Here is an 11,922-nt window from a genome sequence, read left to right on the forward strand (position 1 = left end):
TTTTCTAGTCGTGACGGAGAAGAAGTCGGTGGAGCGGCAGACACAGTGGCTGCGCGGCGTGCTGGATCTCGCCGTGCTCGCGCTGCTGGCGGAGAGCGGGGAGGACTACGGCTACACGCTGGTCCGGCGCCTCGACGAGGCAGGGCTTCCCGGCATGAGACCGGGAACGCTGTACCCGCTGCTGAACCGCCTCGATTCGGAGGGGCTGGTGCGCAGCGAGTGGCGTGCCGGTTCCGGTGGGCCGGGCAGGAAGTTCTTCCAGCTCACCGGGCAGGGCCGTGCGGTGTTGGCCGAGCAGGGGCCGCTGTGGACCGAGTTCGCCGAGAACGCCACCGCAGTACTGGAACGGGGGATGAACTCATGACCGCGGAGTCGGCGGAGAAGTACCGCGACGAGTTGACGTTCGCGCTGCGGATGCGCGATGTGCCGGCGGACCGGATCGGCGACGTGTTGGCCGAAGTGGACACGCACGTCGCCGAAACAGGTGAGGGCCCGGTGGAAGCGTTCGGCACACCGGGGGAGTACGCGGCGCGTGTGGTCGAGGAACTCGGAACGGCCGTCGGCCACCCCCGGCGAGCCGTGCTGCGGCCGGGTGTGCTGCTGGTCGGCGCCCTTGCGTTGTGTGGAGCGAAGCTGGCGACTTCCGCCGTGACCACGAACGAGGTCGTGCTGACGACCGGCGGTCTCGTCGGGATCGTCGCCCTGCTGGCGCTGCTGGTCGTGCCGCTGCTGCTGGCGATGCGCGCGGCGACCGAACTCCACAGCACCGCCCGGCGACTGTGGTTCGGGCTGGGAGCGCTGGGGACGCTGGTGCTCACGCCGTTCGTGGCGAACCGGATCGAGCGAGTGGTCGGCGCGGAGCCGGTGCTGGTCACGATGCCGCGCTGGGCCGCCTCCGTGCTGGCGGCGGTGTTCCTGCTCGGCACGGTCGTCCTGCTGGCACGGATCATCCGTGGCAACCGGATCGTGGACCCCAGGCCTGGTGGCCTCGGGAGCTCCTGAGCGTGCCGGGCGGGCCTACCGAGCGATCGCCCGGTTCGGCCGCTCGGTCCGGGCCCCGCCGGAGCGGGAGCCCGCGGGTGGTGCCACCGGCCGAGCGCGGCGGAGAACCGAACCGACGGAACCCCGCTAGAGGGGTCACTCCCCGAGGGGGTGCCACACCGTCTTCAGGTCCGTGAAGGCCCGCAACCGCTTCGGGGTGGGGGGCTCGCTCCAGTCCTGTTCCGGGAGCGGGACGTCGAGCATCCGCTTGACGGTCGCGGCGGCCGCCTCCTCCAGCTCGCCCCGGAGGGACTCCTCGGCCCCGCTCGGGTCCAGCGCGTCCACATCGGAGTGCGAGGCGAGTCGTGGAGCCAGTTCGGTCGGTTCCCCGGTGAGCACGTTGACCACGCCACCCGGCACGTCCGAGGTCGCCAGCGCCTCGCACAGACTCACGGCGGGCACCGCCGCCTCCGGACCGACGAGCACCACCGCGCAGTTGCCCGTCGCCATCACCGGTGCGAGCACGCTGACCAGGCCCAACAGTGAGGAGCTGCGGGGCGCGACCACCCCGACCACTCCGACGGGCTCGGGGCCGCCGTGGGAAGTGTAGGGGCCCGCCACCTGGTTGACACCGCCGAGCAGCACGCCGAGCTTGTCGGTCCAGCCCGCGTACCAGAACATTCGGTCCACGGCGGTGTCCACGACCGCTTCGGCCTCGGGGAGGGGGAGCCCCTCGACGTCGGCGACCTCCCCCGCGAAGCGATCCCGGGTGCCCTCCAGCATCTCGGCGACACGGAACATCACCTGGCCCCGGTTGTGGGCGCTCGCCCCCGCCCAGCCGTCGAAGGCCTTGCGGGCCGCCGCGACCGCGTCGCGCAGGTCCTTGCGGGATGCCTGTGCCGCGTTGGCCCGGAAGTCTCCGTCCGATCCGGTGACAGGAAAGACCCGACCCGACTCGGAGCGCGCGAAGGAGCCGCCCACGTAGAGTTTGTAGGTCTTGGGCACCGCCACCCTCTTCCGCGTGTTCGCCAACGACTCCCCGTCAGACATCGAGATAGGCCTCCAGACCCGCTGCACCGCCCACGCGGCCGTCCCCGGACTCACCGCGCCCCCCGAAGGGCGCCGTCGGATCGAACCGGTGGAACGCGTTGGCCCAGACCACGCCGGTGCGCAGCCGGCGTGCCGTCCACAACGCCCGTGAACCCTTCTCGCTCCAGACCCCGGCCGCGAGCCCGTGAGGGGTGTTGTTGGCCTTGGTCACGGCCTCCTCCGGAGTACGGAAGGTCAGTACCGAGAGTACGGGCCCGAATACCTCCGCGCGTGCGACGCTCATGGACTGCTGCACGTCCGTCAGCAACGTCGGGGGCAGGAAACCGCCGTCGTGCGGTGGTGCCGCCGGGCTGGTCCAGCGAGTCGCCCCTTCCGCGACCCCGCGTTCGAGGAGTTCGGACAACCGTGCCACCTCCGCCGAACCGAGCGCCCCCACATCGGTGTTGCGATCCAGCGGATCGCCCACCCGCAGCGATTCCGTGCGTGCCCGCAGCCGCGCCACGAACTCCTCGGCCACGGATTCCTCCACCAGCAGTCGCGACCCGGCGCAGCGGACCCGTCCCTGGTTGAAGAACGCGCCCTCGACCACGCCCCGCACCGCCTCCTCCGGGGCGGCGTCGGCGAAGACGATGTTCACCCCGCTGCCGCCCAGGTCGGACGTGAGTCGCTTGCCCCTGCCCGCGAGGTCCCGCCGAACCCGTTTGCCGGTCTCGGTGGAACCGGCGAACACCGCTTTGCGCACCCCCGGGTGCGCCAGCAGCTTCGCGCCGACGCCCGGGCCGCCGGGCAGCACGTTGACCACTCCGGCCGGAAGTCCCGCCTGTTCGCAGATCTCGCCGAACACCAGGGCGGTCAACGGTGTCCGCTCGGCCGGTTTGACCACCACGGTGGCGCCGCACGCCAGGGCCGGGGCGACCCGTTGCGCCAGCAGCAGCAACGGGAGGTTCGACGGCAGCACCTGCCCGACCACGCCCTGCGGAGCGGGGGAGGGACCGAACCCCGCGTAGTCCAGCTTGTCCGCCCATCCCGCGTAGTGCAGGAACTGCGCCGCCGCGTTGGGCAGGTCGAACTCCGTGGTCTTGCGGACGGGTTCGCCGGTTTCCAGGCTCGCCAGCACGGCGAGCTCGCGGGCCCTTTCCTGCAGCAGCCTGGCGATCCGGAACAGGTACTTGGCTCGTTCGGTGCCGCCGATCGGCGTCCAGCGTTGTCGGAACGCCTCCTCGGCCGCACTCACCGCGCGGTCCACATCGGACGCATCGCTGCCGGAGACCTCGGCCAGCGGCTCGGCGGTGGCCGGATTCACGCTGGAGAACGGTTCACCGGTCCCACCGGTGAACTCCCCGTCGACGAACGGTCGGTAGTGCTCCCGAAGCCGGGCGAGCGCCGCGGACTCGAGAGCGGGCGCGTAAGCCAAGGGCCGCGGTTTCGGCTCCGTCAAAGATCCACCGCCACCTGATCGGGGCCACTGTAGTGGCCGTCGAGTTGCGTTTCACGCTGCATCAGCAGGTCGTTGAGCAGTCCGGACGCTCCGAACCGGAACGACTCCGGGGTCAGCCACTCCGGTCCGGCCACCTCCAGCACCGCGACGAGGTAACGCACCGCGTCCTTCGTGGTGCGGATTCCACCCGCCGGTTTGACACCGCGCGGTTGCCCGGTCCGGTCGCGCCACTCGCGCACCGCGCGCAACAGTACGTGGGTCACCGGGAGGGTGGCGGCGGGGGAGACCTTGCCCGTGGAGGTCTTGATGAAATCCGCTCCGGCCAGCAGGGCGAGCCAGCTGGCCCGCCACACGTTGTCGTAACCGCCCAGCTCACCCGTCTCCAGGATGACCTTCAGGTGGGCCGGAGCGCAGGCGGCCCGCACCTGTTCGATCTCGTCGAACACCCGGCCGTACTCGCCCGCCAGGAAAGCACCCCGGTCGATGACCATGTCCACCTCGTCGGCACCGGACTCCACCGCCAGTTCCACCTCGGCGAGCTTGGCGCGGATCGTGGAGCGTCCCGAGGGGAACGCGGTGGCCACCGAGGCCACCCCCACCCCGGAGCCACGCAGGGCCGCCACCGCGTCGGAGACCAGGTCCGGGTACACGCACAGCGCGGCGACCCGCGGCACGTCGGGGAACCGCGAGTCCGGCCGGCGGGCCTTCGCGGCCAGCGCCCGCACCTTGCTCGCGTTGTCGGCTCCCTCCAGGGTGGTCAGGTCCACCATGCCTATCGCGGTGTCGATGGCGCGCAGCTTGGCGTCCCCCTTGACCGCACGTCCGGCCAGGGACGCGGCCCGCTGTTCGAGGCCCACCGCGTCGATGCCGGGCAGGCCGCGCAGGAAGCGCGTCAGCGCCGCTTCGTCACGGGTGGCCTCGGCCAGGTCACCCGGCAGCCCCGCTTTCGGTGGGTTGGAGGGCGGCGAATCGACCATGCGGGCAGTCTACGGCGCTGATCCGGGGTGGCACACGTTCACCGCGCCGTCCGTCCGGTCGGTGTCGAGCCACCGGTGGGTTCTCGCGGCGCACGGCGCGGATGTCGCACTGGTGGGTGGCGTATGCCCTGCGGCGACTCCGCACCGTGTCGGGTCGGGGGCGGGCCAAACCCGCTCGATCGGGCCGAGGGGGTTTACGTAGGCTGTGAACCATGAGTACCCCCGTGCTTACCGCAGTGGCCTGGCCCTACACCAACGGGCCGCGACACATCGGTCACGTCTCCGGAATCGGTGTCCCCTCGGACGTCTTCTCGCGGTACCACCGAATGGCCGGGAACAAGGTGCTCATGGTCTCCGGCAGCGACGAGCACGGGACCCCCATCCAGGTGCAGGCCGAGAAGGAGGGCATCACCCCGCGCGAGCTGGTGGACAAGTACCACCGGGTGATCGCCGAGGACATGGGATCGCTGGGGGTCAGCTACGACCTCTACACCCGGACCACCACGGGCAACCACTACCAGGTGGTGCAGCAGATCTTCCTCGCGCTGTACCGCAACGGCTACATCGTCCCCCGGACCACCACCGGGGCGGTCAGCCCCTCCACGGGTCGGACCCTGCCCGATCGTTACATCGAGGGCACCTGCCCGATCTGCGGCCAGGACGGGGCACGTGGCGACCAGTGCGACAACTGCGGCAACCAGCTCGACGCCGCCGAACTGCGCAACCCGGTCTCCCGGATCAACGGGGAAGTACCGCGCTTCGTCGAGACCGAGCACCTCTTCCTGGACCTGCCCGCCTTCACCGAGTCGCTCGGCAAGTGGTTGGCCACGCGTACCGACTGGCGCTCCAACGTCCTGAACTTCACCCGCAACCTGGTCGAGGACATGCGTCCCAGGCCGATCACCCGCGACCTCGACTGGGGCGTGCCCGTGCCGCTCGACGGCTGGGACGAGCAGTCGATGAAGCGGCTGTACGTGTGGTTCGACGCCGTGATCGGCTATTTCTCCGCCAGCGTCGAGTGGGCCAGGCGTTCCGGGGACCCGGAGGCATGGCGTGCCTGGTGGAACGACCCGGAGGCACTGCGGGTGTACTTCATGGGCAAGGACAACATCACCTTCCACGCCCAGATCTGGCCCGCCCTGCTGATGGGGCACAACGGAGCGGGGGACCGCGGTGGAACCGCCGGTCCCTACGGGGAGCTGAACCTGCCCACGGAGATCGCCTCCAGCGAGTTCCTCACCATGACCGGATCCAAGTTCTCCACCTCCCGGGGAACCGTGATCTACGTGCGTGACTTCGTGCGCGAGTTCGGCCCGGACGCGCTGCGCTACTTCATCTCGGCGGCGGGGCCCGAGACGCAGGACGTGGACTTCACCTGGGACGAGTTCGTCCGCAGGATCAACTTCGAGCTCGCCAACGAGTGGGGGAACCTGGTCAACCGCGCGGTGTCGCTGGCGGCCAAGAACGTCGGGGCCGTGCCCGAGCCCAAGGCCCCGGAGGCGGCCGACGAGGAGCTCAGGACCATGGCCCGGCAGGCATTCGACGTGGTCGGTGGTCACCTGCGGCGTTCCCGGTTCCGGGCGGCCACCCAGGAGGCGATGCGGGTGGTCTCGGCGGCCAACAAGTACCTGTCCGAGCAGGAACCCTGGAAGCGCAAGGACGATCCGGAGCGGCGCGACACCATCCTGCACACCGCGTTGCAGCTGGTGTCGGACGCCAACACGCTGCTCACGCCCTTCCTGCCGCATTCGGCGCAGAAGGTGCACGAGCTGCTGGGCGGCACCGGCACGTGGGCGGCGCAGCCGCGACTGGAGGAGGTCGACGACCTGGACGTGTCCGACCGCTCCTACCCGGTCCTGACCGGTGATTACGCCGCCGAGCAGGCCAGCTGGCAGTCCCGCCCGATCGAGGTCGGCACACCGCTGAGCAAGCCGACGCCGCTGTTCGGCAAGCTCGACCCGGAGCTGGCCGAGACCGGTCCGGCGTGGGCTCCGATCAAGGACTGAGCCGGGGCTCGCCGCCCGGGGCGGAACTCGGGGTTGGCGGCGCGACCGCGCTCGGGGGCCGGGCACTCGTCCCGCGTGCCGAGGTCCGGCCGCGAGGCCCCGGCCCGGTCGTTCCCTCGGGAGCGACCGGGCCCTCGGTTCAGTGTGCTCCGGCGGAGTGCCGGGGGATGGAATGTGACGGCCGTCTCAACGGGAGAATGGTGGCGTGAGCAAGGGCGACAGACGAACTCCCCCGCCGGAGCCGGAAGCGTTGCCCGCCCCGGTGGTGGACGCGCACACCCATCTCGACGCCTGCGGTGCGGTGGAGGCGGCGGACGTCCGCCGCATGGTGGACCGGGCCGAGGCCGCCGGGGTCGGCCGGGTGGTGACGGTGGCCGACGACATCGAGTCGGCGAAGTGGACCGTCGCCGCGGCCGGGTGGGACGAACGGGTCTACGCGGCCGTCGCGTTGCACCCCACCAGGGCGAAGGACTTCGGTGACGCCGAGCGGGAGACGCTGGCCGAGCTGGTCGGTGATCCCAGGGTGGTGGCGGTCGGGGAGACCGGTCTGGACTACTACTGGGACTTCTCCCCGCCGGAGCCGCAGCGGGAGGCCTTCCGCTGGCACATCGATCTCGCCAAGCGGGTCGGCAAACCACTCATGATCCACGACCGCGACGCGCACGAGGACATCCTGCGCATCCTGGAGGAGGAGGGCGCGCCCGAGACGGTGATCTTCCACTGCTTCTCCGGGGACGCCGACTTCGCCCGCCGTTGCGTGACGGCGGGTTACGTTCTCTCGTTCGCGGGAACCGCCACGTTCCGCAACGCCAACGCGCGCGGTCTCCGGGAGGCGGCGGCGCTCGTGCCGGTGGAGCAGATGCTGGTCGAGACCGACGCGCCGTTCCTGACGCCCCACCCCTTCCGGGGGCGGCCCAACGAGCCGTACTGCGTAAACTACACCGTTCGTGACCTTGCCGAACTGCGCGAGACCAGCGTCGAGGAACTGGCCGTGGCCCTGACAGCCACAACCGAGCGAGTTTTTCAACTCGATCGTGTGGCCGCTTCCTGAAGTCCGGTAACTCTGCGGTTGCTCTCCCGATCAGTCGCCAGCTTGTCGGCTTGCGGCGTCCGGGCATCCTCCTACCGTCCGAAGTGGAAGCCGGGACGGGAGTCGCGCGGTGCTCACGGGTTCGCTCGACGCCGTCGCCGCTCCGCTTCGGCGGGGCGACTCCGCTGCCCGGAACCACGGCGGAGAGGTGGTCATGACAGCTCGGCACGTTCCGCGCGGCGCGATCCTGCTGACGGCGGCACTGACCGCGACCCTCGGGGTCGGTTCCCCGGCCGTGGCCGCCGAACACCCGCGGGCGGCCGACCGGGGAGTGTGGGACCGGTTGGCCGAGTGCGAGTCCGGCGGCGACTGGCACATCGACACCGGCAACGGCTACTACGGCGGACTGTAGTTCCTGCGCAGCACCTGGGCGTCCTACGGCGGTGAGCGCTACGCGCGTTACCCGCACCACGCCGCGCGCACCGAGCAGATCGAGGTCGCCGACAGGCTCCGGGAAGCCCGCGGGGGCTACGGGGCGTGGCCCGGCTGCGCCCGAAGGCTGGGGCTACCGCTCTGACGGGGGCATCCGCTGGGCTCCCGCCGAACCGACCGGGACTTTCCGTTCGTGCGAGATGGACGCCGCGTCATTGGCACGAAGGTGCCAGAAAACCGGTGCGATTGATCACGCGCGGTGTCGAGATCCGCGCGTTATGGCACGCGACGGCGAACGGTCGATCGTATTTCAGCTCGATCGTGTGAATTTCATGGATGCCTTGTGCGCTGGGAAAGTATATTTTGTGGCGGTAACTCAGATCACAGCGAAATCGTGATCCTTGGCAGCACACGGATCATCACGCTAGAGTCTCGAACTCGTAAACCGATGACCACGGTCACGGGTTACGCCCGCAGTCTTCGCCGGTGTACGTCGGGGTAGCCTGCCATCGCGCTCGGGAGCACGGGCGCGGGGGTCGGCTGGCGGCGCTGGCTACGGGAGTCGGATACGGAAACGAAGCACGAAGGTAACGTGCTCGCGCGTGCCGGACCGGAAGCCGAAGAGGCGGTTTCCCCGGCAGAGCGGGTGCGTCTTTCCGCCTTCGGGAGGTAACGGCCCTGTGAACGAACGCGGCTATTTCGGTGAGCAATTCTCGGCCGACGACCACCACGCGCCCTGGGGTGACTCGCTCGGCGGAACGAGCCGGTTCACCCCCGTCTCCGAGGAGTCGCACACCGCAGTCGGTGTGCTGGAACGCCCCGAGGAAGGGACCAGGACCGAGCGGCCCTACCCGGCGCAGGATCACCCGAGCTTCCCGCCCGGCGCCCTGAGCATCACCCCGCAGGACCTCTACGAGATCCTCGGCCCCGACGTCGAGGACCTGATGGCCGACACCGATCTCGACGTCGAGGGGCTGATCGGCCTGCTCAACGCCGAGACGACGGTGATGCCGCCGCTGCCGCTGTCCGACTCGGTCACCCGAGAGGAGCTCGAGCGGCCCTCCCCGGAGCTGTCCGAGGCGATCAGCACCTGGAAACGCCGTTTCCTGAAGAGCGCGGTGGCGGCCCTGATCCTGTCCATCACCGGTGCGGGCGGCGCCGCCGCCGCGATGGACAAGTCGGTCACCGTCGAGGTGGACGGCAAGGAACGCGAGGTAAGCACCTACGAGTCCACCGTGGGCGAGGTCCTCGAGGACGAGGGCATCGAGGTCGACAAGCACGACGCCCTCAGCCCCTCCCTGGGGTCCAAGATCGAGCACGGCGAGACCATCACGCTCGACCGGGGCAGGAAGATCGAGCTCACCGTCGACGGCAGGACCCGCGAGGAGTGGGTCCGTTCGGTGACGGTGGGGCAGGCGCTGCGCCAGCTCGGCGTCCCCACCGACGGCGCCTCGATCTCGGCCAAGCGCACCATGCCCGTCCCGGAAGAGGGCATGAGCCTGGAGGTCAAGACCGCCAAGTCGATCACGCTCGTCGACGGCGGGAACAAGCCCAGGCAGCTGACCACCACCGCCGTCACGATCGACGAGCTGCTCCGCAAGCAGGGGCTTCAGGTCGACGAGAACGACAAGGTCACTCCCGGTTCCGACCAGCGGATCAGTGACGGCGCCGAGGTGCGCATCGATCGCACCGGCATTTCGACCATCAACGTCCGGGAGGAGATCGATCCCCCGGTCAAGGAGATCGTGGACGACTCGATGCTCGTGGGCGAACGCAAGGTCGAGCAGCGGGGCGAACCCGGAGAGAAGATCGTCTTCACCCGGGTGACCACTCACAACGGTGAAGAGGTCAAGCGGGAGACCGTCGGAGAGAAGGTCGTCACCGAGGCGGAGCCCAAGGTCGTGCGGGTCGGCGGCAAGCAGCCGCCGAACAGCGGGGTCTGGGACAAGCTCGCCGAGTGCGAGTCCGGCGGCAACTGGCACATCAACACCGGCAACGGCTACTACGGTGGCGTCCAGTTCAACAAGTCGACCTGGGACGCCTACGGCGGTGATCAGTACGCCGCCTACCCGCATCAGGCCAGCAGGGAGCAGCAGATCGCCATCGCCACCAAGGTGCGCGACGCGCGAGGGGGGTACGGGGCCTGGCCCTCCTGCTCCGCCCAGCTCGGCCTTTCCTGAGTTTTCCGCAACAGAGGTACGCGTACGTTGGCCCGGTAGCCGGCACGTGAGGCGGTGCCTTGCGATGCATCCGCCTCACGCGCCGGGGACACCCGCGCTGCTCACGCCGCATGACGGATGATGCTGATTTCGTGGTGCGGTTGAGTGGGGGTACTCGCCGGAATCTCCGGCGGCGCCTCGCTCCGGGAGGCCCGACATCGGGTAGGTACTACACAACGTCGGGCCTTCCTCGCGAGGCACTCGCCGGAGAACTCGCGGCGGTGCCGAGGGCTGGGGTGGTCGGAGTTCGGCCTGCGTGAGTGGTGGCAGTTCGGCACTGCGGCGAACGGAGGCGGCTCGCATGCGATGTTCGCCTCACACACTTGGGACCTTCGTTCGCCGTGTCGGGCACGGGCGATTTCGCGGGAGCTCGACGCCGCCCGGCCTCCGGATGGGAGGAACGCGTCCCCACGCGGGGAGGGGAATTCGGCCTGCTAGTTTCGGTGACGTGGAGCAACAGCCGTCGGCAGTCCGTCTGCTCGGTCCGGCCGAGGTTCGTGGACTGGCAGAGCGGCTCGAACTACGTCCCACCAAGAAACTCGGCCAGAATTTCGTGCACGATCCCAACACCGTCCGGCGCATCGTCGAGACCGCCGGCGTCGGTTCCGACGACGTGGTGCTCGAGATCGGCCCCGGTATCGGGTCACTGACCCTGGCCCTGCTCGCCTCGGCCGGGGCGGTCACCGCCGTGGAGATCGATTCGGTGCTCGCCGAGCGGTTGTCGGCCACCGTCGCCGAGCACGCCCCGAAGCTCGCCGACAACCTGCGGGTGGTCAACGGTGACGCCCTCCGGATGAGCGCGGCCGAGTTCGGTGGTCCGGACCGCGCGCCGACCGCGCTGGTGGCGAACCTCCCCTACAACGTGGCCGTTCCGGTGGTGCTGCGGCTGCTGGCCGAACTGCCCTCGCTGCGGCACGGCCTGGTGATGGTGCAGGCGGAGGTCGCCGAGCGGATGGCCGCCGAGCCGGGCAGTCGCCGTTACGGCGCGCCCAGCGCGAAGTCGGCCTGGTTCGCCGACGTGCGACGTGCCGGTGCGGTCTCCCGCAACGTGTTCTGGCCGGTGCCGAACGTGGATTCCGGTCTGGTGGCCTTTACCCGGCACGAACCGCCCGCCGAGCTCGACCGCGAGCGGGTGTTCGCCGTGGTGGACGCGGCGTTCGCGCAGCGCCGCAAGACACTGCGCTCGGCGCTGGCGGGCTGGGCCGGTTCGGCGGGACGCGCGGAGCGCGTGCTGCGCCGAGCCGGGATCGACCCGGCGGCCCGAGGGGAACAGCTCGACATCGCCGAGTTCGCCGCGGTGGCGCGAGCCGCCGACACCGAACCCTGACCGGGAATCCGCCGCGATTTCGCTTCGAGCCGCTGGGCCCGCGTGATTCCCACGACTGTTTTCCGTATTCGGGCGCTCACCGAAAGTGGTCGCCCTGCTTTTCTTTTCGGCCGAAAGGGCTAGTGGCGAATACGACAACCAGTGGAAAGTGACTCATATCAACTTGCGTCCGGCGGAATCGGTCATGTTTACTCTTCCGCGGAGTCCATCCCGAGCGGCCGAGAGATCTGGCTCGACGACGCCGCAGCAACCACCCGGCTCGGGCAGGTGCTACAGCCAGGAACGATGGAGTTGATTTGTCTCTGAGTTCCACCGCAAGCGCAAAGACGCTTCCCGTGGCTATCCGCCTCGGCCTGACGGAGCGTCGTGTCGTCGATCTCGGGCGGCGTACCACGACCGCCTGTCGGCGCCACGTCTGATCCCGTACTGGCCCCTGGTCGTTTCCCATCCGGCCTTTTCGTG

General features: G+C 69.8%; 9 protein-coding genes, 1 pseudogene and 1 riboswitch. Of the genes and pseudogenes, 7 read left to right on the forward strand and 3 right to left on the reverse strand.

Annotated elements, in window-relative coordinates; translation table 11 throughout:
- Positions 1–10 precede the first annotated feature (10 nt).
- Both BLQ75_RS03835 and BLQ75_RS03840 read left to right on the forward strand, forming a co-directional pair.
- Positions 11–364 carry a PadR family transcriptional regulator gene (locus tag BLQ75_RS03835; RefSeq protein WP_092597807.1) on the forward strand — a complete coding sequence of 118 codons (354 nt, stop codon included), beginning with the start codon at positions 11–13 and terminating at the stop codon, positions 362–364.
- Entirely contained in the window at positions 361–1,002 is a 642-nt protein-coding gene (locus BLQ75_RS03840) for an HAAS signaling domain-containing protein (protein ID WP_092597810.1), read from the forward strand. The genes BLQ75_RS03835 and BLQ75_RS03840 overlap by 4 nt, the downstream gene beginning before the upstream one ends.
- A 135-nt stretch (positions 1,003–1,137) precedes the next feature.
- Here the strand turns inward: BLQ75_RS03840 and BLQ75_RS03845 are convergent, their stop codons facing one another.
- Genes BLQ75_RS03845 through deoC form a run of 3 tightly spaced genes read right to left on the reverse strand, consistent with a single transcriptional unit; the run spans position 1,138 to position 4,446 of the window.
- Positions 1,138–2,031, reverse strand: coding sequence for an aldehyde dehydrogenase family protein (locus BLQ75_RS03845; protein ID WP_092597813.1), 894 nt, complete (start codon positions 2,029–2,031; stop codon positions 1,138–1,140).
- Positions 2,024–3,445: an aldehyde dehydrogenase family protein gene (locus BLQ75_RS03850; RefSeq protein WP_244515218.1), complete on the reverse strand. Its 1,422-nt coding sequence runs from the start codon at positions 3,443–3,445 to the stop codon at positions 2,024–2,026. The genes BLQ75_RS03845 and BLQ75_RS03850 overlap by 8 nt, the downstream gene beginning before the upstream one ends.
- Positions 3,446–3,465: 20 nt before the next feature.
- Positions 3,466–4,446 carry a deoxyribose-phosphate aldolase gene (deoC, locus tag BLQ75_RS03855; protein WP_092597818.1) on the reverse strand — a complete coding sequence of 327 codons (981 nt, stop codon included), beginning with the start codon at positions 4,444–4,446 and terminating at the stop codon, positions 3,466–3,468.
- Positions 4,447–4,658: 212 nt separating this feature from the next.
- Between deoC and metG the strand changes: the two genes are divergently transcribed.
- The 5 genes and pseudogenes from metG (at position 4,659) to rsmA (ending at position 11,460) form a co-directional block, all read left to right on the forward strand.
- Positions 4,659–6,452 (forward strand): methionine--tRNA ligase, encoded by a 1,794-nt coding sequence (gene metG / locus BLQ75_RS03860; RefSeq protein ID WP_092597821.1) that lies wholly within the window; start codon positions 4,659–4,661, stop codon positions 6,450–6,452.
- Positions 6,453–6,657: 205 nt separating this feature from the next.
- The gene (locus BLQ75_RS03865; protein ID WP_092597824.1) at positions 6,658–7,503 is read left to right on the forward strand and encodes a TatD family hydrolase; all 846 of its coding nucleotides are present in this window, start codon (positions 6,658–6,660) and stop codon (positions 7,501–7,503) included.
- A 193-nt stretch (positions 7,504–7,696) separates the two neighbouring features.
- A pseudogene (locus tag BLQ75_RS03870) lies at positions 7,697–8,059 on the forward strand (transglycosylase family protein).
- 535 nt (positions 8,060–8,594) lie between these two features.
- Positions 8,595–10,094 carry a resuscitation-promoting factor gene (locus BLQ75_RS24410; protein WP_092597827.1) on the forward strand — a complete coding sequence of 500 codons (1,500 nt, stop codon included), beginning with the start codon at positions 8,595–8,597 and terminating at the stop codon, positions 10,092–10,094.
- A gap of 487 nt (positions 10,095–10,581) precedes the next feature.
- Positions 10,582–11,460 carry a 16S rRNA (adenine(1518)-N(6)/adenine(1519)-N(6))-dimethyltransferase RsmA gene (rsmA, locus tag BLQ75_RS03880; RefSeq protein WP_211481143.1) on the forward strand — a complete coding sequence of 293 codons (879 nt, stop codon included), beginning with the start codon at positions 10,582–10,584 and terminating at the stop codon, positions 11,458–11,460.
- Positions 11,461–11,662: 202 nt separating this feature from the next.
- A riboswitch (SAM riboswitch) is annotated at positions 11,663–11,752 on the forward strand.
- Positions 11,753–11,922 lie beyond the last annotated feature (170 nt).

Origin of the sequence: Actinopolyspora xinjiangensis (genome assembly GCF_900104475.1) — a bacterium.
GTDB lineage: Bacteria > Actinomycetota > Actinomycetes > Mycobacteriales > Pseudonocardiaceae > Actinopolyspora > Actinopolyspora xinjiangensis.

Coding starts and splice junctions, on each gene's coding strand:
- BLQ75_RS03840 (WP_092597810.1), top strand. CDS start 361: ATGACCGCGGAGTCGGCGGAGAAGTACCGCGACGAGTTGACGTTCGCG.
- BLQ75_RS03845 (WP_092597813.1), bottom strand. CDS start 2,031: ATGTCTGACGGGGAGTCGTTGGCGAACACGCGGAAGAGGGTGGCGGTG.
- deoC (WP_092597818.1), bottom strand. CDS start 4,446: ATGGTCGATTCGCCGCCCTCCAACCCACCGAAAGCGGGGCTGCCGGGT.
- metG (WP_092597821.1), top strand. CDS start 4,659: ATGAGTACCCCCGTGCTTACCGCAGTGGCCTGGCCCTACACCAACGGG.